Here is a 22581-nt window from a genome sequence, read left to right on the forward strand (position 1 = left end):
AGTCGACACCGTTCACAAAATTTTACGCTTCATCTGCTGAAATTAATTAAGATATATGTAATAATAGTTATGTAATAAAAATTACAAACAACACTGAGGAGGCTATACTATGTCATTAATCGGCAAAGAAATAGAACCATTCCAGGCTCAGGCTTATCAGCCAGGCAGTGATTTTATCGACGTAAATGAAGAAAATCTAAAAGGGCACTGGAGTATTGTTTGCTTTTATCCAGCGGACTTCTCATTTGTCTGCCCAACTGAGCTTGAAGATTTGCAGGATCAATATGCTAAACTGCAAGAACTTGGCGTAGAAGTCTATTCTGTTTCTACTGACAGCCATTTTGTTCACAAAGCATGGCATGATCATTCTGAAGCGATTAACAAAATTGAATACACCATGATTGGTGATCCTTCTCATCAAATCGCTCGTAATTTCGATGTTCTCATTGAAGATCAGGGCGTTGCCGATCGTGGTACCTTCATCATCGATCCGGATGGTATTGTTCAGACTATGGAAATTAATGCTGACGGCATCGGCCGTGATGCGAGCACGCTGATTGATAAAATCAAAGCTGCCCAATATGTCCGGAAAAACCCTGGTGAAGTTTGCCCAGCTAAATGGAAAGAAGGCGACGAGACGCTTGAACCAAGCCTTGATCTCGTAGGTAAAATCTAAGGAGTACGATAATTATGCTAAACGCTGAAATTAAATCACAATTAGAGCAATATCTGCAGCTTCTAGAAGGCGATTTAGTACTAAAAGTCAGCATCGGTTCTGATGATGTATCTAAACAAATGCAGGAATTGGTGGACGAGCTGTCTTCCATGTCTTCCAGAATCACAATCGAGAAAGTAGCACTGAAGAGAACCCCTAGTTTCAGCGTTAATCGTGCCGATGAGGACACTGGCATCACATTTGCCGGCGTCCCTTTTGGACATGAATTCACATCACTTGTACTCGCGCTGATTCAGGCAAGCGGACGTTCTCCAAAAGAAGAGCAGAGCGTTATTGACCGGATCAAAAACATGGAAGGCACCTATCATTTTGAAACGTATGTCAGTCTCAGCTGCCATAATTGCCCGGTTGTTGTTCAGGCGTTAAATATTATGAGTGTGCTGAACCCCAATATTTCGCATACCATGATTGAAGGCGGAGCTTATCAGGATGAAGTTGACCAGAATAACATCATGGGCGTTCCGACTATCTTCTTAAACGGCGAAGAATGGGGCAGCGGCCGCATGGAACTTGAAGAAATCCTGACAAAACTGGGAAGTGGTGCAGACGCATCAGAGTTTGCTGATAAGGATCCTTTCGATGTGCTTGTTGTCGGCGGCGGCTCAGCTGGGGGCAGCGCTGCCATTTATGCTGCCCGTAAAGGCATCCGCACTGGCATCTTAACCGATCGTGTTGGCGGCCAGGTTCTCGATACGAATACGATTGAAAACTTCATTAGCGTTAAACAGACAGATGGCCCTAACTTAGCTGCTAATCTTGAAAACCATGTTTCTGATTATAAGGTGGACGTCATGGCTCAGCAAAATGCTAAACGTCTCGAAAGAAAAGACAACTTCATTGAGGTTGAGCTGGAAAATGGCGCTGTTCTCGAAAGCAAAACGGCCATCCTGGCGACAGGAGCCCGCTGGCGTCAAATCGATGTCCCTGGTGAAGAAGCATTCAGAAACAAGGGTGTTGCCTACTGTCCACACTGTGACGGGCCTTTATTTGAAGGAAAACCTGTTGCAGTGATCGGCGGCGGCAATTCCGGTGTAGAGGCAGCCATTGATCTTGCCGGACTCGTTAAACATGTTACGCTTCTTGAACGTTCGTCAGTATTAAAAGCTGATTCCGTTCTCCAGGATCGTTTGAACAGCATGTCGAATGTGTCCGTGATTAAAAATGCACAGACAACCGAAATCACCGGTGACGAAACAGTCAATGGTCTGACTTACGTTGATCGTGAAACTGAGGAATCCCATCAGTTGGACGTTGAAGGTGTTTTTGTTCAGATCGGACTGTTGCCAAATACTGAATGGCTTGATGACTCAATTGAAAAAAACCAGTACGGTGAGCTTGCCGTTGATAAACAAGGTGCGACAAATGTTCCTGGGATTTTTGCTGCCGGCGATTGCACCGACACGACCTATAAACAGATCATCATTTCTATGGGTTCCGGTGCAACAGCCGCTTTAGGTGCATTTGATTATATGATCCGGAACACAACACCCACTGCAAGTAATGCCAGTTAAACGCTGGAACACATTTTAAGCGGCGCCTGACTGCCCCGAGCAGTTAAGCGCCGCTTTTTTAATGACACATTATTTTATAATCAGAACCGGGCATTGTGACAGCTCCACAACACGATTGCTTACACTGCCAAGAAACAGTTTTTTTACGTCTCCGAGCCCCCGGCTGCCAACTATGATTAAGTCAGCCTGATGTTCAAGAGCGTACGAGCAAATTTGCTCACCTGCGTTACGCTTGTCAACGTCAATCGTTACATCCGTATACACAGTTATATTGCTTTGTTCAAAATCGCTCTTGATCTTTTCCATTTTGGTATGGAACTTATCCGCAATTTCCTTTTCAAAGCTGCTTGCAGCTGTTGCATTGGTGGCCGGTCCTGCCTGAGTCACCACCGCAAGTACATAAACCTCCGTCTCGGGAACGCCTTTTGCCTGCAGTTTGGCCTCATTCAGTGCTTCATGACTTAAATCAGAACCATCATAGGCAACCAGAATTTTTCGTTTCATCTGCATCCCTCCTCTAGCAGATTAGGAAGAACTTCTTTCCTCCTAATAGTAGATTAACATAAAATACATGATAAAGCAGATTAATTATTTTGACTTTGCAAGACATTTCCAATCAGGAGGGGGCAATAAGAAAACCATTGACAGTTAACCATAAATCAGTTATATTATTAACTGTCGACAAATTAATACATATACGATTCCGTAGCTCAGCTGGGAGAGCGCATGCTTGACAGGCATGAGGTCGGTGGTTCGAGCCCACTCGGAATCATACCGCAGAACGCTTGCGCCCCAACGGGTGTAGGCGTTTTTATTGTAAGCAGATGACGATAGTCCCTCTTAGTAAAAAAAGACTGGGACAGAGACTTATCAAACTTAAAACGAATCAAAATTAGCGGAGCATTCCTGCAAGGAAAAATGTGAGGTTTAATACAAAAATGAGCCCCTTGGTATCGTATTACAGGATATCGAAGCGTCGACTCCGACATGATAGAACCAAGGAGGACTCAGTATTAATTGACATCAAAAGATAACGCAAATCACACCATATTTTAGATACTGCCTTATTTATAAACCTTCACACGATCTGCAATAGGCTGCATGTCCTTCTTGCTCACAGAAGATGTGGGATTGCCAAATGGCATCTGCGCATGCAATGCCCAGTGATCAGGAATGTTCCATGTTTCTTTCACCTCATCATCAATAAGCGGGTTATAATGCTGCAGGGATGCTCCCAGCCCTTCTGATTCAAGTGCCGTCCATACCACTAACTGGTGCATACCGGATGCCTCACTTGACCAAATAGGAAATTTATCAGCATACAGTGCAAAATCATTCTGGAAGCGCTGAACGACCGATTGATCTTCAAAGAATAACACGGTTCCATAACCCGCTTGAAAAGCATCCATTTTCTTCTGGGTGTTCGAAAAATCGTTATCGCCAACTTCCCGTTTTAGCCTTTCCGTTGTAATAGCCCATAACTTATCATGTTCATCTCCCAATAAAACTACCAGACGGGCCGTTTGGGAATTGAAAGCGGACGGTGTATGCGCTACAGCAAATTCAACGATCTCTTGAATCTTTTCATCGGATATCTGTATGTTTTTATCCAATTCATAATATGAGTGTCTTGTTGTTAAAGCGTGGTAAAAATCGCTGACCATTTTATAACATCTCCCTAAGCCTTTTTATTTCGACATCTTGTTCCAATAATTGACATAACAGTCTTAATTTTACCGGATCAGTCTAAAGTTCGTTAGTATCCTGCTCAAGTGTCGCTAACTTCCCCACAGATGATAGTCAGGCTCAGTCTTTTGCATATGGCAATACACTATTCTTCCTTATGTTCCAGCATTTCTTTCAGTTCTTTCTGTTCTTTTCGGACAGAGGCGATTTCCTGCTCTAATACGTCTAATCTTTCAGTTACAGAGGTTAAGGCTTCTTCCAGCATTCCCTGCAATCGCTGTGCTTTTTCATTTCCGCCTGTTTCCATGAGCGTATCCTCCTTTTAAATCCGTGTCTATTATAATGTAACGCAAAAAAACTTAGGAGACGTCATTTCCACACATATTTAAAAAAATCATCACATTTTCCAGGTTTTCACCCCTTATTAACCTGTATCACCTGTTCCGTCATCAATGACCAGCGAATGATTGAACTCCCGGACAGCGCCGTAGAATATAGTTCCCGGACCCGAAAACCCCGCTTTTTCTAATTCATGCATCAGCCACTGCTTATCTCGATTAATCAATGTTAAATTTTGCTGTTGAATGCTGCCTTCCACGATCACTGTAATAGGAAGACCCTGATAGCTTACTGCAAGATTCAGCTGATCCGATGTGACAGGTCTCACTTCCTGCTTTGGCACAATACTTATACCCCCATACGGCTCAATAATCGCATAATCGATTGATGCGATATCAGGATAGCCTTTTTCCCTTAATTCGGATAACAATTCAGACAGCGTGATATGAAAATGTTGTAAGTTTTCCTTGACCAGATTGCCATGTTTAATCACAATTGCCGGTTCGCCAATAAAAAGTTTTTTTAGACGATTGAGCAGCATTAACCTGGAAATACCAATATGGACAAGACTGACCGTCACCAGAGCCGTTATTGTATGGCCAAAATGATCAGTGACTATTGGCCCGGACGCAATCGTAATCACAAAAAAAATGCCAGCCATATCATGTGCAGTTAATTGGGCAAATGCTGACTTTCCCAATAAGCGAATAATAATAATGACAATAAAATATAGAAAAACGGTTTTTCCAATCAGCCAAAGCATCTGAATCCTCACCTCACCTTGTTTTTGGCCATTAGTATTTGCCTTGACTGTCAAAAATATAACATCGCTGCTTTGACAGCAGATCCGGTGATTAAAAGGTCACACATCGAAGCCAAACATGATAAACTTGAGTCGATCACGTTTTAACCCAAATCACACTCAAGCGAGGTGGTCATTATCAGACACAAAGGAACCATGACCGAAAAACAGCTCCACAGTCAGTATCTGCAGGAAACAATGACTCTGAAAATATATCAGCCGGAAGCCTTTTCACCGCTGTACAAATATCAGTTCTGTATTATGCAGGACGGAAATGATTATTATCAGATGGGACGAGCTGCAACGTGGTGTGACGAACTGCAGGAACAAGGTGCTATAACTGGTACCATTTTAGTCGGAATCCATTACAGCGACAAATGGGACCGCCGGGAAAAATACCATCCGCAAGGCCAGCAAAGCCGCGCTTACAGAAAATTTCTTGCCCTTGAGGTGGTTCCATATCTTGATGACAGCTTTCCTTCCCTCTATATGGCCCATGCACGAACACTGGCTGGCGACTCACTGGGAGGATCTCAAGCTTTGATGACAGCCCTGACGTATCCGCATACGTTTGGCAAGGTGATCATGCAATCGCCCTACGTGGATCAGTCAGTTTTAGATGCTGTCAAAACTGCAAAAGCCATTTCCAGTATTGCTGTTTACCACTCCATTGGCACGGAAGAAACTGCTGTTGAAACAACCGACGGCGATATAAAGGACTTCTTAACATCTAACCGTGAACTTCATAATCTGCTGCAGACTTCCCATGTTGATAACACCTATCATGAACTGGAAAATGGCCGCCATACATGGGGCTATTGGCAGCATGATTTAAGACAAGCATTTGCCAATATATTAGGGCCTATTTAAAATTTTACCGCATTTTAATTTTAGATTAATTTTATGTTTGTTATAATTAGGGTGCATAACTGTTTATAAAATACGCAACACAGTTATTACAATGAGGAGGTTTTTTCATGCACTACGGTATTGTTATATTTCCTTCAAAACCGGTTCAAGATGAAATTAATGCTTACAGAAAACGTTATGATCCGCACTATACACTGATTCCGCCTCATCTCACCTTAAAAGAAGCATTTGATACTGACGATGCTAAAATCACAGAATTGATAACCGAATTAAAGTATATCGCGAATGAAACCAAACCGTTTGACTTAACCGTCAATAAGGTGAGCACCTTTGCCCCGGTTACCAACACAATCTATTTAAAAGTTGAACCGGTTCAGCCTTTGTATGACTTAGCGGAAAAAATGCAATCAGGCAAATTCCCGGACAATCGTACGTATTCATTTGTTCCGCATATTACAATGGCGCAGGATCTTTCCCAGGATGAATATTCAGATGTTTATGGCAGTCTCAGCATGAAAGATATTCAGCTCACCGATAAGATTGACCGCTTCCATTTGGTCTATCAGCTCGATAATGGCATTTGGAATGTTCATGAATCCTTTATATTTGGTAAGGAATTTGTATGAACGTCAAAGTAGTGGAAACAGCGGAAGAAAAACAGCAAGCTTTCGCTGTTCGCACAACGGTATTCGTTGACGAGCAGCAAGTGCCGGCAGATGAAGAAATCGATGCCTATGATGAAGAGGCCATCCATTTGCTCGGCTATGATGCTGGCAGCCCCGTTGCCGTGGGCCGTGTCCGATTTGCTGACAGCCTGGGCAAATTGGAACGAATCTGTGTTCTTAAACAGCAGCGCGGACAATCCCTCGGAACGCAGATGATCCAGGCGATGGAAACGATCATAAAGAATGCAGGTTATACTGAAGCACAACTAAATGCTCAGACACATGCGATTCATTTTTATAAGAGACTGGGCTATCATGCAATATCGGAAGAATTCATGGAAGCGGGCATTCCGCATGTTGCCATGTCCAAACAATTGAGCTAACTGAGGCTGGGACATAACGAAAGCGACTAACTCAAGCGTCGAACAATACTCCGATTCAGCGGAGGAAAAGACGGAGATTCCTGCGGGAGCAAAGGATAGGTGAAACCCCGGAGCGCGCCAAGCGCAGCGCAAAGCTTCGCCGAATAAGCTGCAACCTGCGAGGAGCGTAGGCTACATCGAAAAAGCTTTTAACGCGACGAGCACGAGAAGGCTCACCAGCCGCCCGCGGAAAGTGACGTCTATTTCCGGAGCGGTTCAGTCACGCAAGTGGTTCGCACGTTTGTCCCAGCCTATTTTTTTAAGAACAAATACCACCTCTACTTCCTGTATGACATATGCCATCATGGTTACACTACCTACAGAAGGAGGTAATGTTCTTGAAATACTTATTGATGCTCGTTGATACCGTTTTTGGTTTCTTTGCCTTATTCGTGTTGGTAAAAGCCCTTGGTAAAACGCAGATTTCCGCTCTGACGCCATTTGATTTTATTTCAGCTATTATCTTGGGGGAACTTGTTGGCAACGCCTTATTTGACAAAAATTCCGGGATAACTGAAATCGCCTTTTTAGTCGTTCTATGGGGATTATTGCTGTACATTACAGAAAAGACCACCCTGAAATTCAAAGGGTCACGAGCGGTCATGGAAGGCCGGCCTTCTCTCGTTATCCATAAAGGTCTCCTTATCCATGATATTCTGAAGAAAAATCGGCTGAATCTTAATGAATTGCAGCACTTGCTGCGTTCTAAAGATGTCTTTTCAGTTGAAGAAGTGGAGTATGCTGTTCTTGAAGTGGACGGCACGATTTCTGTATTGAAAAAACCGGATTATCAGACACCCACGAATGCTGATCTCAATGTCACGCCAACGCCTGTAAAAATTGGCAGAACAGTCATTAGTGATGGCGAAATCGTGTGGGACAATCTAGAAGAAGCGAAATTAACAAAAACATGGCTGGAAAATGAATTGCACAGGCAAAACATTCAGGCCATTGACGACGTTTTTTATGCTGAGTGGCAGGATAACCAGCAAAAACTGTTTGTAACGCTTTATCATGATCAAAAGAGCACCTAATGCATAAAGAAGGGCGTCTGCGGTTACCACCCTCCTTCTGCAACTCTTGTTCTCCCGCTGTTCGCTCTTCTCTATACAGATTGATTAAATTCCCGGCCTTTACCGGTCAATTGGCCATATAATTCAGCAGCTTCAGGCAGACCAGGTCGTCTCAATTCTAAAGCAGTCTGGTTGTCTGTTCTATAGGTATCCGAACGCCACTGCCAATCCTGACGATTAAGTTTTTTCAGAATGATCCTGGCTGGCTTTTCGATGTGGAAGGGATTCTGCTCTTCTCTGATGGAACGCCTTTGATAATTATAATACTGATCATGATTCACTGGCAGTATATAACCCATAATCCGTCCCCCCCCTTTCTGCACATCCTCAAATGTGTTCTTACTTATCTATACCCGTTGTGCGTACAAAATATTCCACTATTCACGCAAAAATCTAACTTTTTGCTTCAACACAAAGTTCAAATGAGATGATTGCTATTAGTCTATGCATAAATAAGTCTGAATGTACAGACTTATATTCCCGCCGCTAACTGAATCCATCCACCTTTTACGTTCACGAATCGACCTCCGCCCGAATATTTTTATGCTGGTGAGACAAGTGCCCACACCATATACCCATCCGCACATACTCTATTAGAGACATCAAGTCAATAAAACATGAAAGGGGTAATCGTTCATGGGATGTGGAAAAGACCATCGTTCAGGTAACTGTGTCTGCGATGTACTAAAAGAAATTGAGGATGCCCAGCAGGATGTCGTCGAGAATTGCTGCTCCACCAGCTGTGAAAAGTCTATAAACGATCTTCTTGGTGAGTCAGATGGAGGTGGCGGCAACAATGGCCTGGATACAGTACCCGTTATACTCTATTGCGGGGATGGCTGCGAGCCGTTTAAAGGTTATGGTGCGAATCCGAATGACGTCAGTAACATGACATCAAGTTTTTACTTCCGCGTCAAAAAGATCGACGAAAATTGCTGTGCCGTCGTTGAACTATTGCGCGACCCACATGATGACAATGAATCACCGCATGATCCAATCCACCAATATACGAAGCATTTGTGTGCCACAGGCATTTGCATCACTGTAGATCTAGACTGCTTTTGCCATGTCACATGCCTGCCAGCAATTAACGCGTTCAGGTAATGAATAAAAACGGCACTTACCTCAATGGTGAGTGCCGTTTTTATTTATTTTATTTTCACATATTAAATGGACACTAGAAGCCAATCAAACGAATTTCTGTAACTGTATCAAACGGGATTTCTGTCAGCTTTGGCCGCCTTCCCACACGCATATAGACGGTCGCATCCTGATAATCCACAATCTTTCCACGATAGTTCTGATCCTCTGTTTTAACTTCAGCCCGCATAGCCGGGACATGGTCAGGCGTCACCAGAAAATAATTGATCCGTTCTTCCAAGTCCATATCCCTGAACCGCTTTTTGCGCGCTTGATCTTCTGCAGGCTCATCAATTGGCTGGTCGTTGTCATCAAGGAATTCGCCGCTTGGCTCAGCCCTCTGAACATCCGCCTCTTCCGCCTCTTCATATATGTCTTGTTTATGTTCAAAATAATTTCGGCTAAACGGGTGTGTCTTAACTTTTTTAGACTCGGTCTGATTCTCTTTTTTGGGGGTCCTGTAATGACTTTGCATGGTTGCTTCTGGTGGTTTGATACCCGGCTGCTGAATATAAAGTAATGGATTTCTCGCCTCTTTTTTAGCCATTGCTATCAGCTCCTTTTTAACCATTCATCACCCCATTATATGAGAACTGTTTTCTTTGTGTGTCTGCCTGCTTATAGCATCCATTATTTTCAAACATAATACAGGCTTAATCAGCAGCCACCGGGCAGCTTGATTAAGCCTGACTTTAAATTAAATACTGCATAAATAACGTTGCCATTCCAAAGTAGATCATAATAGAAATAATATCATTAATGGTTGTGATAAATGGGCCGGAAGCGACAGCCGGATCAATGTGCAATCGATGCATGAGAAGCGGAACAAGCGCTCCTGCCAGTGTCGCCACCAGCAGTGTTGAGGCAATCGATAATCCGACCAGGAGACCGAGAACAAGATTATCATGCCAGAAATAAACAATGACAGCAATAATCGGACCGCAAACCAGCCCATTAATCAGGCCAATGCCTGTCTCACGTAAAATAAGGTTCATTTTTCCCTGCTTGCCGTATTCTCCTGTTGTAATACCGCGCACAGCAATGGCCAGGGCCTGAGTTCCTGTATTCCCGCCCATATCAGCAATCAGCGGTATGAAAACAGCAAGCACGGCTACTTTTTCAAGTGCATCCTCAAACTGGCCAATCAGGCTGGCGGTCAGCATTCCTAAAAATAAAAGAATGATAAGCCATGGCAAACGTTTTTTGGCTGATTTCAGTACACCATCCTTTGATCGGTCCATTTCGGATACACCAGCCAGCATCGAATAATCCTCACCGGCTTCTTCATGCATCACATCTAAAATATCATCGACTGTAATAATACCAAGCAAATGATTTTGAAAATCAACGACAGGCAGTGCCAGAAAATCGTAATCACGAATCATCTGCGCCACGTCTTCCTGATCCTCTGCGACTGATACCGCATAGATACTTTCATTCATTAACTGGTCAACCCGGACATCCGCTTCTGCCACAATCAGATCCCGCAGTGATAAAACACCAGCAATGTGCTTATCCTCGTCAACGACGTACAAGTAATAAATAGTCTCCGCTTCAGGCGCCTCAGCCCGGAGATAAGCCATTGTCTCATTCACGGTTTTAGATTCGTCGATGGCAATATATTCGGTGGTCATAATACTGCCAGCCGTTTTTTCTTCATAATGAAGCAGCTCTTTAATCGCCGCAGAACTTTTTTGATCCATGATGGTCAGCAGGCTGACAACAACATCTTTTTCCAGTTCATTTAATATGTCGACCGCATCATCTGTGGCCATTTCCGCTATCACCATAGCAGCAAAGCGCGGGTCCATTTCTCTGACAAGCGGTCGAATATCAGCCAGATCAATGTGCTCTATAAAATCTGCTGTTTCTTCTGGAGATAAATATGTATAAACTTGCAAGCGAACGGTTTTGGGCTGTTCAGTAAAAAAAGAGGCCTGATCATAAGGATGCAAATCGAAAAATGCGGTGCGGAAAGCCTGCATATCGTCATGTTTAACAGACTGCTGCAATTCCTCTGCCAGGATTGTTTCATTGTCGTTATTGTCCATATGAGCACAACCTTTCTCGGTGTTGTATGACACCAGCTGGACGATTATCAACAACGTCAATTGCCACTATGGTGTCTGATTTCTTGTCACAGATTAACACGGGAATTGCAGATCATCCGCCAGTTCAGCGTTAAACGTCATGCGCTCACTTGACACTGGGTGTACAAATGTTAATTGATAACAATGCAGCGCTTGGCGTTTAAAAAAAGAAAGAGCCCCGCCGTATAAATCATCTCCGGCGATCGGATGCCCCATATGTGCAAAATGGACTCTGATTTGATGGGTGCGTCCTGTCACCAACCTGACGAGAACGCATGTATGCTCCGTGGTCTCCTTAACAACCTGGTAATGTGTCAGAGCCTTTTTGCCATCACTTCTGACCGTCCGCTCAATTATTGAGCCATCCTTGCGACCTATGGGCGCACTGATACTGCCCTGTTTTTGCTTCAGATGGCCTTCGATGATGGTATAATAAGTCGGTTCCACAACGCCGTTTCGCTGTGCTTCCGCTAAAAGTGAATGGCTCCAGCTATGTTTTGCCACCAGCATAACGCCAGATGTATTCCGATCAAGTCTGGTCACGATATGGAAAGTGTAAGGCAACCCTTTCTCCGCATAATAGGCCAAAACACCATTTGCCATGGTTCCGCTCGAATGATTGATCGATGGAATGGACGCTCTCCCAGCAGGTTTGTTAAGGACGAGAACCGCATCGTCTTCATATAGAATAGCCAGCGGCATCTTTTCCGGTGTCATCATAGCACCTTTTTTCTCTTCCGGCAAACGGATGCTGAGCACATCACCGTCTTTCAGAATATGTCTTGCTGTTGTTGTGGCATGATTCACCTGGATGGTACCACCATGGATCACTTGTTTTAGCAGCCGTTTGGAAAATCGCTTCTCCCGCTGCAAATAAGTTCGTACCATCAATCCTTCATGCTGTGCGGTGATTATCCAGTTCATGCTGCAGCACCATCCTTAAACATGTCCCTATCAAACATTATCATCTGTAACAAATGAATCACGCACCCTGTCCCAAAAGGGAAATGGCCTGAACCGGGCAAACCGTATTTGTTCTTCCGCAACCCGGAATTGAATGGATTTCACATGGGAATAAGTCTTCGCAAAATGATCCACTGCAATTAAGAATGTCTTTTTACTGCCGATAGGTCTCAGCATACATGTATGATGCTTTGGCAAAATAAGCGGTGAACCAATCGTGCGGAACATCCGATTATTGATGGAAGCCATTTCAGTTAACTGAAATGCTTCGAGTGACGGATGGATAATGCCGCCACCCAGCGCTTTATTGTAAGCTGTGCTCCCAGATGGTGTGGACACACACAGCCCATCGCCTCTAAACGTTTCAAAGTGGGAGCCTTTAATTTCCACATCGAAGACAACTGAACCTTCAGCTGTCTTGATTGTCGATTCATTCAGGGCCAAAAAGCGGTCTTCTTCGCCTCCATCTTCATCCCGTATGACAACTTCAAGCAACGGGTATTCCACCACTTGAAAAGGCGTTTTGGCAATTTCGATAATCAGTTTTTCGACTTCATCCGATGTCCAGTCCGCATAAAAGCCTAAATGACCAGTATGCACCCCTATAAATGAGGTGTAATGGAGACAATCAATATATTGATGAAATGCTTCCAGAAACGTACCATCACCGCCAATTGAAATGACCAGATCAGGACTTGCTTCATCGTAATCCAAATCGAAATCCGTTAGATATTGCTTGATGGTTGCCTGAATTTTATTGGAGCGTTCATCGCCTTTCGATACAATCGCAAATTTCAATAGCTGTCCTCCTCATTTCCGGTAAAACATTCGTTTTGCTTCCTGTACTTCATTCTTAATGATGGACATTTCTTCGTCAAGCTTAAATGCTGCCTCTGCAGCACGTTTTAGTCTGGCTTTAATATCAGATGGGATATTCCCTTTATATTTATAGTTTAAAGAGTGCTCATTTGTTGCCCAGAAATTCATGGCCAGGGTACGGATCTGAATTTCAGCAATAACAATTTTAACACCTTGAATTGTTTCGACAGGATAGTCAATAATCATATGGTACGAGCGATAACCGCTTTCTTTTTTATGTGACACGTAATCCTTTTCCTCACTGATGGTTAAGTCTTCACGTGAGCGAATCATCTCGACTATTGTATAAATATCACCAACAAATGGGCAAACAACACGGACACCCGCAATATCCTGCAGTTCCTCAAGCCGGTCAAGCGGTATTCGTTTAGCTTCAGCTTTTTCTAAAACGCTTGGCACTGGTTTGACACGCCCAGTTATAAATTCAATCGGTGAATGCTTTGCATCAAACTCAAACTGTTTGCGTATGCCTTTTAATTTAATCTTCAGTTCTTCCACTGCCTGTTCATACGGTGCAAGCATTGCGTCCCATTGCATTGTTCACATCACCTGTCCAATCTATCTTCTGTCACTTATCATAACATATTTTCCTGGTCTTATTTTGCATATTGACGTATCATTTCCCATAATGAGTTCAGAAAGGCATATGGTTGCATACGTCTTGAAGCAACGTTTTAAATTTATAATGATGGAGGAATGGCTTGTGCAGGAAATCGAAATTGAGTACAAAAATTTATTAATAAAAGAAGAGTTTGACCGTCTCTTCGGAGGGCTGGCTTTCCCGGAATATCCTGACGTGCAAACAAACCATTACTTTGAAACCCCTGATTTTGCCCTGAAAGACCTGGGATGTGCGCTTCGAATACGCGAAAAAGAACAAGCATTCACATTAACACTAAAGGAGCCCAGCACGGATGGTCTATTGGAAACGCATGATACACTGACGCCGGAAGAGGCCCATAACTGGCTGAACAGAGCAGGCACAGCAGGAAGCAGTGTCATTAAACGGCTCACCGACAAAAATATTTCAATTGAAGATTTGCTTTATTTTGGAAGTATGACAACAAAACGGCGGGAATTCGATGACAGCAGCCTGGTTTTCGTCCTGGATGAAAGCACCTATCACGGTATTACCGACTATGAATTGGAAATTGAAGCAGCTTCCAAAACGGATGGCGAACAGGCGATCAGCAAAACACTGGAAGACTTTGATATAAAAAAACGCGCAACACCTAATAAAATCCAGCGGTTCTTTGCCGCTATGCCAGGCCGCTAAACCGAGCAGGTAATCGGATTTGTTGCCATGCTTATGTGACATTGCTAAAATATAGGTGCGATCAATTAAAGCAAAAATGTGTAAACCATACGAAACAAGCTGTTCAAATGATAACGCAAAATGGGCGTATTAACACGGCGAAAAAATGTTACCGTCCAAAAGCTGATCCGCTCACTTTTTGACTATCCACTAGAGAGGAGAATCGATGTGCGTTGGAATCAGCAGGAGCTGCAAGGCTCATCAAATACAAAAACATCGTCAACATACAGCTATGTCGATTCCTTTCAAAAGCCTGTTGAGGTTTATGTTTTTATCGATCCATTGTGTCCGGAATGCTGGTCACTTGAGCCTTTTCTAAAAAAACTGTCCATGGAATTTGGGCGTTTTTTCACTTTACAGCCCATCGTCAGCGGATTGCTTCATTCACTGAATAAAGACAATTTTGATAAACCGCAGCAATTAAAACGCATATGGGAAAAAACAGCCACGCGAACGGGTATGTGTTGTGACGGTGACTTATGGACGGAAAATAACATCTCGTCTCCATGGCTTGCTTCGATTGCTGTCAAAGCAGCTGAATTACAGGGCAAAAAGGCAGGTAAAACGTTCCTGCGCCGCATGCAAGAAAGTGCATTTTTGGGAAAAGAAAATATATCTGACGCAGATGTTCTTAAACATTGCGCCCAAAAAGCCAAGCTGGATATTGATGAATTCACCGATGACTTGTACTCATCTTCAGCTAAAAGAGCCTTTCAATCGGATTTGAAACTGACCGGCGAGATGAATGTAGACTATGTGCCGTCGATTGTCTTTTTTAATCAAAAGACGGACGATCAGGGGATTAAAGTATCAGGTCTTTATCCATATGATATTTACGTCCAGATTCTTAAACAAATTCTGCAGAAAGATCCAGTCCCCTCAAGCAAGCCGCCGCTTGAAAGTTTTCTTAAATATTACAAGGTGGTCGGCAATCGAGAAATCTCAGTTGTCTATGACTGGTCCGCAAGCAAAACGGATAAGGAGATGAAAAAACTAAAACTGCAGCAGACAGTGGAAAAAATCCCTGTTAAGCACGGAACGTTTTGGAGATATATAGCTGACTAGACTAACGCTCAGAGCCGAAAAAAGCTCATGGGCGTTTTTTAATAGTCTGCACCCTGACTTTCTAATAAAAGTCTATAACAATGCAAAAAAACAGGATGTACGGGGCAGCGCACATCCTGTTTTTCTCCGTCTCTGTATTAAACAAAGGGGGGTAGGAGAAAGTTTCATGATCAAAACAAAGGGGTTTTGTTTGTGATTTATATCACATTTTAATAATAACAGTGGCCTGTTTATTTCGCAATTAGTGTGTTCACTATTTCACAAAAATGTCACACGTCTATTTCACAGCTCTGTCACATACCATTCATTAGGAATCCTTTAACGTTTTACTGATTATCTTTATATAGGAGTGATAGGATGAAAAATCTCCTCCCATTTCTTTTTTTTCTGCTGACAGTGGTCGCCATATTTTTTAACCTTCTCGGACTAATGCAGCTTATCCCGCTCTACATTACACTGCCATTTTTGTTCATCTCGATTTATTTAACAATTTTTTCCTTCACACACCGAAATATTCACACAAAAAAACGGATGCGGTAATGGATCATTGATAACTGGCCGAGTGTTCACGCCGTGCTATCCGCAGAAACCTTAATATCAGCAATAAAAAGCTGCCACTGCGCATTAGTGCAGTAGCAGCTTTTTTCGATTATTTTTTAAGCAGCAGGTTTTCCATTTCATTCAGTTTTTCCTCAAACACATCGAGGGCAGACAGAATTGGTTCTTTCGATGTCATATCAACGCCTGCTTTTTTCAGCACTTCAATCGGATAATCACTGCTTCCTGATTTAAGATAATCCAAGTAGCGGTCTACAGCACCTTCTTCGCCGCTCAGAATCTTATTAGCAAGTGTCGTAGCAGCTGAGTAGCCGGTTGCATACTGATAAACATAGTAATCCATGTAGAAATGCGGTATCCGCGCCCATTCCTTGCCGATTTCCTCATCTGACACCATGTCTTCACCATAATATTTTTTATTCAAATCATAATAAATAGATGTCAGGTTCTCAGCTGTCAAAGCTTCACCGTTTTGCGCATGCTTATGAATTTCATGTTCAAATTCTGCAAACATCGTCTGACGGAAGACTGTCCCGCGGAAGCCCTCCAAAAAGTGGTTCAGCAAATACAGTTTTTCATTATCATCTTCAACCTTATTCAGCAAGTAATCATTCATTAAAGCTTCATTCGTTGTTGAAGCAACCTCAGCCACAAAGATTGAATAATTGCCATAGCGGAATGACTGGTTATGGGTTGTATAATATGTGTGCATGGAATGACCGAGTTCATGGGCCAGTGTAAACACGTCATCCAATTGGTTCTGCCAGTTCAGCAAAATATAAGGATGTGTCCCATACGAACCGGATGAATAAGCACCACTGCGTTTACCCTTATTTTCCTCCACGTCAATCCAGCGGCTATTAAGACCTTCGTTCACGGTATTCACATACTCATCCCCGAGAGGTTTTAGTCCTTCAAGCACATAATCCTGTGCTTCTTCATACGAAAAGCTCATGTCGACATCTTTAACAAGCGGGGTATAAACATCATACATATGCAGCTCATCAAGACCCAGGACCTGTTTACGCAACCGCATGTAACGATGCAGCAGCGGAAGTTTTTCATTAACTGCCTCAATCAGATTATCATAGACTTGTTCTGGTATGTTATCGCTGTCCAATGCTGCCTGACGTGCTGAATCATAGTTCCGCACTTTAGCATTGAAATTATTGGCTTTAACCATACCTGAGAGTGTCGAGGCAAAGGTGTTAATAAATTTACCATATGTGCCATACATCGCATTAAAAGCTGATTTGCGGACATCACGGTCATTCGATTGCATAAATCCTATAAACCGGCCTTGTGTTAAATCAACATCTTCCCCTTTTTCATTTTTTATGGAAGGAAACTCTAAGTCGGCATCATTTAACATGCTGAACGTATTCGGTGCACTCGACATAGGTTCAGATGCTTCCGCTAAAAGAGCTTCCTCTCTTTCGTTCAATACGTGTGGACGCTGCCGGTTAATGTCATTTAAAACGTGTTCATAAAACTGCAGATCCTTATTTTCCTCCAAAAAGCGTTTCAATTTGCTTTCGTCCATCGCTAAAATTTCTGGAACAATAAAACTCATGGAACTAGAAGCAATCGTCAAAAGGTTTTCCGCTTTGGCTTCCATCGCCTGATAGGTTGGATTCGTTGTATCCTCATCACTGCGCATATGTGCATAGGCAAAAAACTGTCCAAGCCGCTCTGAAAGCTTATCCTGCAACTGCAAAACATCGTATAAATTTTGTGCCGATTCAGCGATTTTTCCCTGAAACGCTTCAATTTCCGGAAACGCACGCTGCAGTGCTTTAAGTTCCTCCTCCCAATCAGCATCGGTTGCAAAAATATCTTCCAGATTCCACTTTCGTTCTTCTGGTATATCACTTCTTGCCGGTAATTCTTTCGTTTCATTTGCCATTATTTAGCCTCCTTTACCATTCAGCATAACCATTTTATTCTTGTTTTGAAACAAAAAACCTTCTAACTTAGTATAACGAATTATACGTGATCCATGCCTGTATTCTGCTTCATCATCTGTTCCATCAATACAGATTCACCATGTAAGGCATCTTCAACATGCTTAAAAAATAGGATGGTTTGCCTCTTGACAAATACATTTGGGGTAACTTCCTGAATAAGCTGCATGTGTTCCAACAGCTGCAAGTACTGATAAACTGGGCAGATAGAGGGTTTAACAAGCGGCGTTGACTGTGGATTCCGAATATGCTGACGTAAAAAATGCAAGCAGTCCTGCAGATTGAATGCGTCACCGTTTTCGAGCGGAGCAATAATATCGGTACAAAGACGGCTCTGCCAGTTCCAAGGCGGCGTTGTCATTCTAAATTGACTTGATACAGGGAGATGGATGATAGCAGGCAGTGTTTCTTTATGCAGACGATTAACATACAGCCATTGCTGCCATGCGAATTCACGTCCATAACCCCGTCCGGGAGGCTTTAAACGGAACGAGCGCTTCTCACGTTTCCATATTCGCCAGAGCTGTTCATGCTGAAACCATGCCGGTTGAAATAAATCGGTTACAATCATTTGCGGCAATTTGTTGATAAGCAATCTCCCGGCAGCTTTCTGCAATGTTAAAAAATAAAAATCCTGAAATAAAATAAAGCGAAGTGTATTCGGACAAAAGTAGTATAACGTAAGAGGAAAATCAGAAGAAAACTGATGAATAAACTGAAGCTGAAACTGATCAATTTTAATGTGATTCTGGCCACGCCGGTTGAACCGGTTTGCACCGAGGATCCAAATCGGCTCAATCCCCTGACTGTAATAGCCTTCATTTCGACTGATAATTTGACTCAGTGGAATTCTCGCACATTGATACTCAATAGCAATCGTTTTATTATTCACGTTAAGAAGAATATCCGGACGCTGGTTAATAGCAGGCAAATAGGCTTCAAGACGTACATCCAGGTGCTGATGCACGAGCCACTGATAGAGCAGCAGCTTGCCCTTTTCATGATAAACACCTTCTCCACCTTCATGTGATGGACAGTTGCCCTTAGAATGATGGGCGAAATGCGGCACCATCAGAGAGCCTGCTTTAGCAATAACAGGCTTGTCACACACCGGACAGAAAAATTGGTTCTGCATTTTCAAGCGGCTAATACGTTCACGCTTTAGCGATGCAAGGGTCACAAACTCACCATATTCTGTTTTAGCTTGCAGCATAAAAACACCTCCTCGCATCTAATTCGACAGAGATGGACAAAATCCTGCAAATTTGTAGAAACAAAAAAAAGACACTCTTTTTATTCAGAGCGTCCAGCCATAGCAGGGAAATGGGTACGAATTTGCCCGAAAGTGTTATTGGCAAATATCTGCTTGCCGTATTCCTCAAGCAAGTGAATAGTTATATCCGTATCTATGCCAAATTCAAATATTTGACTGAGCAGATCCTCCTGTCTGTCATCATCCTCTTCCGGGAACACAATAGACAAGTAGTAATCATCCTGATAATGAAACAGGGCATTTTCCAGTTCATCATCACTAACCCGGACATAATGACTTAACTGTATAATATCCTCAAAATCATTGAAACGGACAATCAATGTCAGACTTCCATCTTCGTCAGCGTTTTTATTGTCGGTCTGCTGATTGGAACCAAACTTATAATCCAGTACATTTTCAATTTTTTCATCTACTGAAACGTCGACAGTCTGCCCGTCGTCATCCGGCAGTTCAAGATTTTCACCGTCTTTAGAAATCTGTGCCTTTGTAACGATGATTTCCAATCCCTTATCCATTGCCTGTACTTGAATCCATAACGGCCCGTCAACGTTAAAGTCTTCTTTATAGTTAAGCTCTTCCATCATTTGCCAAAAAAGCTGTTCTCCCCGTTCACGGTTATACCAAATCTCTTCCCGCTGGAATCCCCGATCTTCAATATCCATATACGTAATATAGAACTTAACTGTATTTTCATTAATCCGCTCTATTTCCATCCTGCTTCTCTCCCTTCTAATAAAGAATCATGTATTTCATATTTTGCAGTATAAGGCGGAAGAGTCAAATAGGTATCTTTCGCAGTGATATATTTATGAACACATGGTACGATTCATGGTTCTTTATTATATTATATGATAACAGGATCCTAATTGAAAATTCATTTGCCTATAAATAATGTTTATTCAATATTTTAAATGATTTCATCCTTCATGTCACTAGCGCTGTTCACATTTTTAGTCAGCCAGCAAATCCAATTCATGAAAAAACGCAGACCTGATTTTTGAGGATCTGCGTTTTTAATTTTGCTGTACACATTGCACAAATCAGTTGACCAGTCTCTGGGCCTCACGAAGCTGGAATGTCCGTACTGTTCTGGGAAGGAAGCGGCGGATTTCATCTTCGTTATAGCCAACCTGAAGCCGTTTTTCATCGAGAATAATTGGCCTGCGCAAAAGACCCGGGTTTTGCTGAATCAAATGAAACAAGTCCTTCATTGGCATCTGATCAATGTTAATATCCAGCTTTTGAAATACTTTTGAACGGGTTGATATAATCTCATCAGTTCCATCTTCTGTCATACGCAGAATTTCTTTAATCTCATCCAACGTTAATGGATCCGAAAAGATGTTGCGTTCTGTAAACGGTATATCGTGCTCCTCCAGCCACGCTTTTGCTTTTCTGCATGATGTACAGCTTGGTGAGGTATAAAGTGTTACCATGTAACATCACTCCTCAATTCTAAATATGGATACATCTCATGAACAACTTGTTATCAGATTAAAATAGGTTTAAATAACTTATATGTATATTATACTATACATGTCAATTAAAATGTAGGTTGTTTTATTGAGAAATAGTGACAAAACGTTAATTCATAAAATGCTCATCTAATAGTTAATACCACATTTGACGCTAAACTAAACCCATTTAATTGAAAGAACCTTCGCCAGGCAACAACCTTTCTTCTTAGCAAATTCTGTTTTCAAGTACAACACAGCATTCTCGATTAAGAGATTTTCTGCCTCACCAATAACAGTTTCACTGTTGTTGCCTTCTATGCCTATTATGCAACGATTAGACGGCATTTATTCACTAAATATCCAGCATTTCATTAAATTATCAGCCACTCGATGCACAATACATTAGTTCAATGGTGTATAATCAACATTTTCAGTATACGAGTTGCCGGCGTTCCACAGTAAAAATTCATCGATACCATTTTCGTTTAATGCTTTAATCTGGGCCTCGACCTCAGGTTTACCATAACTGGTTGGTGCACCACTGTACAGCCATGGTGCTTCAAAGTCCTGTATCCAGGGACGCGAAACAGGTTTGTCGTCAATTCTTTCAAGCAGTTTATTTTCAGTCTCCGCATAGCGATTGACTGTTTTGTAAGGTTCTTTATCAGGAAAGTCAATGCCGAAATATGCTGTCCAGTGACTTGGATAAATCATAGACGAAATAACATCAACTTGATTGGATATATCTGAAAAATTCTGTCCTATACCCGGGGCATCGTCGATTGTTGCTGTATATCCAAAAATATCGACGCCTACATCAACATCATAATAATCAAGTTCGTCCTTGGCATATTCCACAAAATCAGTTACGGCATGAACACGGCGTTCGACATTATTCGTGTCGTCATTTTTATAGTCACCCATGCTGTAGTCCAATTCATCATCCCGTTTTTCAAATCCCTCCGGAAAACGAACATAATCAAATTGAATCTCCTGAAACCCTAGTTCAGCCGCCTTTTTGGCCAAATCAACATTATACTTCCAGACATCTTTCTGAAACGGACTGACAAACGCCTCGCCTTTATTATTTGTCCAGATTTCCCCATTTTTCCTGAACGAAAGCTCTGGGTTCTTTTCCGCGAGGACCGAGTCTTTGAAGACAACAAGCCGGGCAATCGGATAAATGCCTTCCTCCTCCAGATATTCCAGCAGCTCTCTCGGTTCACCAATAAAATCAGATGCTGCATCTTTATATGGCGAATCGTCCGGAACACTGATGGTGATGTTCCCATGGTCTTCTTTAATATCAATAACCATCGCATTTAAATCAGACGTGTTCACAAGATTAACCAGTTTATCCAGGCGATCACCGCCCGCAGAATTGCCTGTCACATAGATACCCCGCACAGCATCCGGGTAATCAAAATCCAGACCTGTGTCATATGTAAATCGTTGCATATGCTTATCTAAGTCAATTGGCTCCAAACTGATTTGCCGCTTTATATGCGACGTTTCTTTTAAAGCGTCGTCCTCTTCTTCCGCATTCGCGGCAGATGGTGCAAATGACAGCAAAGCTATGGCCAGAATTATACCAAATGCCGGCATCTTAAGAAGTTTGGCCTTCATATCATCAGTCTCCTATCCCTTTTTAATTTATTATATAGGAAAAAATGCATTTTTAATAGAATAAAAATTTCCTTTTACGACAAAATGATACAATTTTTTATAGCCATGGCCATATTTTCACCTTTATACAGGAATCATTGAAGCTAA

At 42.4% G+C, this 22581-nt stretch carries 24 protein-coding genes and 1 tRNA gene; 10 read left to right on the forward strand and 15 right to left on the reverse strand.

Annotated features, from left to right (window positions below):
* Positions 1-109: 109 nt before the first annotated feature.
* Complete coding sequence (gene ahpC / locus ACFQU8_RS03065) at positions 110-676, forward strand: alkyl hydroperoxide reductase subunit C (protein ID WP_382357700.1); 567 nt, start codon at positions 110-112, stop codon at positions 674-676.
* Positions 677-687: 11 nt separating this feature from the next.
* The gene (ahpF, locus tag ACFQU8_RS03070) at positions 688-2247 is read left to right on the forward strand and encodes an alkyl hydroperoxide reductase subunit F (protein ID WP_382357918.1); all 1560 of its coding nucleotides are present in this window, start codon (positions 688-690) and stop codon (positions 2245-2247) included.
* Positions 2248-2316: 69 nt separating this feature from the next.
* On the opposite strand, the gene ACFQU8_RS03075 is transcribed toward ahpF, so the two are convergent.
* On the reverse strand, positions 2317-2751 hold the full coding sequence (locus ACFQU8_RS03075) for a universal stress protein (RefSeq protein ID WP_382357701.1): 435 nt from the start codon (positions 2749-2751) through the stop codon (positions 2317-2319).
* Between the two features lie 195 nt (positions 2752-2946).
* Between ACFQU8_RS03075 and ACFQU8_RS03080 the strand changes: the two genes are divergently transcribed.
* Positions 2947-3019, forward strand: a tRNA-Val gene (locus ACFQU8_RS03080).
* A 292-nt stretch (positions 3020-3311) separates the two neighbouring features.
* Here the strand turns inward: ACFQU8_RS03080 and ACFQU8_RS03085 are convergent.
* The 3 genes from ACFQU8_RS03085 to ACFQU8_RS03095 all read right to left on the reverse strand — a co-directional run bounded on the left by ACFQU8_RS03085 (position 3312) and on the right by ACFQU8_RS03095 (position 5035).
* The gene (locus ACFQU8_RS03085) at positions 3312-3911 is read right to left on the reverse strand and encodes a nitroreductase family protein (protein ID WP_382357702.1); all 600 of its coding nucleotides are present in this window, start codon (positions 3909-3911) and stop codon (positions 3312-3314) included.
* Between the two features lie 167 nt (positions 3912-4078).
* The gene (locus ACFQU8_RS03090; protein WP_382357703.1) at positions 4079-4240 is read right to left on the reverse strand and encodes a hypothetical protein; all 162 of its coding nucleotides are present in this window, start codon (positions 4238-4240) and stop codon (positions 4079-4081) included.
* 117 nt (positions 4241-4357) lie between these two features.
* Positions 4358-5035, reverse strand: coding sequence for a DUF421 domain-containing protein (locus ACFQU8_RS03095; RefSeq protein WP_382357704.1), 678 nt, complete (start codon positions 5033-5035; stop codon positions 4358-4360).
* 195 nt (positions 5036-5230) lie between these two features.
* Between ACFQU8_RS03095 and ACFQU8_RS03100 the strand changes: the two genes are divergently transcribed.
* The 4 genes from ACFQU8_RS03100 (at position 5231) to ACFQU8_RS03115 (ending at position 8065) form a co-directional block, all read left to right on the forward strand.
* A complete protein-coding gene (locus tag ACFQU8_RS03100) occupies positions 5231-5944 on the forward strand; it encodes an alpha/beta hydrolase (RefSeq protein WP_382357705.1) in 714 nt (237 codons plus the stop codon).
* Between the two features lie 107 nt (positions 5945-6051).
* Positions 6052-6570: a YjcG family protein gene (locus tag ACFQU8_RS03105; RefSeq protein WP_382357706.1), complete on the forward strand. Its 519-nt coding sequence runs from the start codon at positions 6052-6054 to the stop codon at positions 6568-6570.
* Positions 6567-6992: a GNAT family N-acetyltransferase gene (locus tag ACFQU8_RS03110; RefSeq protein ID WP_382357707.1), complete on the forward strand. Its 426-nt coding sequence runs from the start codon at positions 6567-6569 to the stop codon at positions 6990-6992. Before ACFQU8_RS03105 ends, ACFQU8_RS03110 begins: the two co-directional genes overlap by 4 nt.
* 377 nt (positions 6993-7369) lie before the next feature.
* Positions 7370-8065 carry a DUF421 domain-containing protein gene (locus ACFQU8_RS03115; protein ID WP_382357708.1) on the forward strand — a complete coding sequence of 232 codons (696 nt, stop codon included), beginning with the start codon at positions 7370-7372 and terminating at the stop codon, positions 8063-8065.
* 71 nt (positions 8066-8136) lie between these two features.
* Here ACFQU8_RS03115 and ACFQU8_RS03120 read toward each other — a convergent pair whose 3' ends face one another.
* A complete protein-coding gene (locus ACFQU8_RS03120; RefSeq protein ID WP_382357709.1) occupies positions 8137-8403 on the reverse strand; it encodes a hypothetical protein in 267 nt (88 codons plus the stop codon).
* A gap of 337 nt (positions 8404-8740) precedes the next feature.
* On the opposite strand from ACFQU8_RS03120, the gene ACFQU8_RS03125 reads away from it, so the two are divergent.
* A complete protein-coding gene (locus ACFQU8_RS03125; protein ID WP_382357710.1) occupies positions 8741-9208 on the forward strand; it encodes a CotY/CotZ family spore coat protein in 468 nt (155 codons plus the stop codon).
* A gap of 73 nt (positions 9209-9281) precedes the next feature.
* Here ACFQU8_RS03125 and ACFQU8_RS03130 read toward each other — a convergent pair whose 3' ends face one another.
* The 5 genes from ACFQU8_RS03130 to ACFQU8_RS03150 form a co-directional block, all read right to left on the reverse strand.
* Complete coding sequence (locus ACFQU8_RS03130; protein ID WP_382357711.1) at positions 9282-9791, reverse strand: CotO family spore coat protein; 510 nt, start codon at positions 9789-9791, stop codon at positions 9282-9284.
* Positions 9792-9936: 145 nt separating this feature from the next.
* Complete coding sequence (gene mgtE / locus ACFQU8_RS03135; RefSeq protein WP_382357712.1) at positions 9937-11295, reverse strand: magnesium transporter; 1359 nt, start codon at positions 11293-11295, stop codon at positions 9937-9939.
* 93 nt (positions 11296-11388) lie between these two features.
* Positions 11389-12258 carry an RluA family pseudouridine synthase gene (locus tag ACFQU8_RS03140; protein ID WP_382357713.1) on the reverse strand — a complete coding sequence of 290 codons (870 nt, stop codon included), beginning with the start codon at positions 12256-12258 and terminating at the stop codon, positions 11389-11391.
* Positions 12259-12288: 30 nt separating this feature from the next.
* Complete coding sequence (locus tag ACFQU8_RS03145) at positions 12289-13095, reverse strand: NAD kinase (protein WP_382357714.1); 807 nt, start codon at positions 13093-13095, stop codon at positions 12289-12291.
* 12 nt (positions 13096-13107) lie between these two features.
* Positions 13108-13713: a GTP pyrophosphokinase gene (locus ACFQU8_RS03150; RefSeq protein WP_382357715.1), complete on the reverse strand. Its 606-nt coding sequence runs from the start codon at positions 13711-13713 to the stop codon at positions 13108-13110.
* 166 nt (positions 13714-13879) lie between these two features.
* On the opposite strand from ACFQU8_RS03150, the gene ACFQU8_RS03155 reads away from it, so the two are divergent.
* Together ACFQU8_RS03155 and ACFQU8_RS03160 are read left to right on the forward strand one after the other, a co-directional pair.
* Positions 13880-14452, forward strand: a complete 573-nt coding sequence (locus ACFQU8_RS03155) for a CYTH domain-containing protein (protein ID WP_382357716.1) — start codon at positions 13880-13882, stop codon at positions 14450-14452.
* A 207-nt stretch (positions 14453-14659) separates the two neighbouring features.
* Complete coding sequence (locus tag ACFQU8_RS03160) at positions 14660-15556, forward strand: ClpXP adapter SpxH family protein (RefSeq protein ID WP_382357717.1); 897 nt, start codon at positions 14660-14662, stop codon at positions 15554-15556.
* Positions 15557-16205: 649 nt separating this feature from the next.
* Here ACFQU8_RS03160 and pepF read toward each other — a convergent pair.
* The 5 genes from pepF to ACFQU8_RS03185 form a co-directional block, all read right to left on the reverse strand.
* The gene (gene pepF / locus ACFQU8_RS03165; protein ID WP_382357718.1) at positions 16206-18020 is read right to left on the reverse strand and encodes an oligoendopeptidase F; all 1815 of its coding nucleotides are present in this window, start codon (positions 18018-18020) and stop codon (positions 16206-16208) included.
* 80 nt (positions 18021-18100) lie between these two features.
* Positions 18101-19291, reverse strand: a complete 1191-nt coding sequence (locus ACFQU8_RS03170; protein WP_382357719.1) for a competence protein CoiA — start codon at positions 19289-19291, stop codon at positions 18101-18103.
* A gap of 80 nt (positions 19292-19371) precedes the next feature.
* Positions 19372-20064 carry an adaptor protein MecA gene (mecA, locus tag ACFQU8_RS03175; protein ID WP_382357720.1) on the reverse strand — a complete coding sequence of 231 codons (693 nt, stop codon included), beginning with the start codon at positions 20062-20064 and terminating at the stop codon, positions 19372-19374.
* Positions 20065-20391: 327 nt separating this feature from the next.
* A complete protein-coding gene (spxA, locus tag ACFQU8_RS03180) occupies positions 20392-20787 on the reverse strand; it encodes a transcriptional regulator SpxA (RefSeq protein WP_382357721.1) in 396 nt (131 codons plus the stop codon).
* Positions 20788-21210: 423 nt separating this feature from the next.
* A complete protein-coding gene (locus ACFQU8_RS03185; protein ID WP_382357722.1) occupies positions 21211-22434 on the reverse strand; it encodes a putative glycoside hydrolase in 1224 nt (407 codons plus the stop codon).
* Between the last annotated feature and the right edge of the window lie 147 nt (positions 22435-22581).

The organism is Lentibacillus kimchii, from assembly GCF_042666895.1.
Lineage (GTDB): Bacteria > Bacillota > Bacilli > Bacillales > Amphibacillaceae > Lentibacillus > Lentibacillus kimchii.

Bases quoted from the DNA above. Each gene is read 5' to 3' on its own strand.
- ahpC (WP_382357700.1), top strand. From the start codon at position 110: ATGTCATTAATCGGCAAAGAAATAGAACCATTCCAGGCTCAGGCTTAT.
- ACFQU8_RS03075 (WP_382357701.1), bottom strand. From the start codon at position 2,751: ATGAAACGAAAAATTCTGGTTGCCTATGATGGTTCTGATTTAAGTCAT.
- ACFQU8_RS03085 (WP_382357702.1), bottom strand. From the start codon at position 3,911: ATGGTCAGCGATTTTTACCACGCTTTAACAACAAGACACTCATATTAT.
- ACFQU8_RS03090 (WP_382357703.1), bottom strand. From the start codon at position 4,240: ATGGAAACAGGCGGAAATGAAAAAGCACAGCGATTGCAGGGAATGCTG.
- ACFQU8_RS03095 (WP_382357704.1), bottom strand. From the start codon at position 5,035: ATGCTTTGGCTGATTGGAAAAACCGTTTTTCTATATTTTATTGTCATT.
- ACFQU8_RS03100 (WP_382357705.1), top strand. From the start codon at position 5,231: ATGACCGAAAAACAGCTCCACAGTCAGTATCTGCAGGAAACAATGACT.
- ACFQU8_RS03105 (WP_382357706.1), top strand. From the start codon at position 6,052: ATGCACTACGGTATTGTTATATTTCCTTCAAAACCGGTTCAAGATGAA.
- ACFQU8_RS03110 (WP_382357707.1), top strand. From the start codon at position 6,567: ATGAACGTCAAAGTAGTGGAAACAGCGGAAGAAAAACAGCAAGCTTTC.
- ACFQU8_RS03120 (WP_382357709.1), bottom strand. From the start codon at position 8,403: ATGGGTTATATACTGCCAGTGAATCATGATCAGTATTATAATTATCAA.
- ACFQU8_RS03125 (WP_382357710.1), top strand. From the start codon at position 8,741: ATGGGATGTGGAAAAGACCATCGTTCAGGTAACTGTGTCTGCGATGTA.
- ACFQU8_RS03130 (WP_382357711.1), bottom strand. From the start codon at position 9,791: ATGGCTAAAAAAGAGGCGAGAAATCCATTACTTTATATTCAGCAGCCG.
- mgtE (WP_382357712.1), bottom strand. From the start codon at position 11,295: ATGGACAATAACGACAATGAAACAATCCTGGCAGAGGAATTGCAGCAG.
- ACFQU8_RS03140 (WP_382357713.1), bottom strand. From the start codon at position 12,258: ATGAACTGGATAATCACCGCACAGCATGAAGGATTGATGGTACGAACT.
- ACFQU8_RS03150 (WP_382357715.1), bottom strand. From the start codon at position 13,713: ATGCAATGGGACGCAATGCTTGCACCGTATGAACAGGCAGTGGAAGAA.
- pepF (WP_382357718.1), bottom strand. From the start codon at position 18,020: ATGGCAAATGAAACGAAAGAATTACCGGCAAGAAGTGATATACCAGAA.
- ACFQU8_RS03170 (WP_382357719.1), bottom strand. From the start codon at position 19,291: ATGCTGCAAGCTAAAACAGAATATGGTGAGTTTGTGACCCTTGCATCG.
- mecA (WP_382357720.1), bottom strand. From the start codon at position 20,064: ATGGAAATAGAGCGGATTAATGAAAATACAGTTAAGTTCTATATTACG.
- spxA (WP_382357721.1), bottom strand. From the start codon at position 20,787: ATGGTAACACTTTATACCTCACCAAGCTGTACATCATGCAGAAAAGCA.
- ACFQU8_RS03185 (WP_382357722.1), bottom strand. From the start codon at position 22,434: ATGAAGGCCAAACTTCTTAAGATGCCGGCATTTGGTATAATTCTGGCC.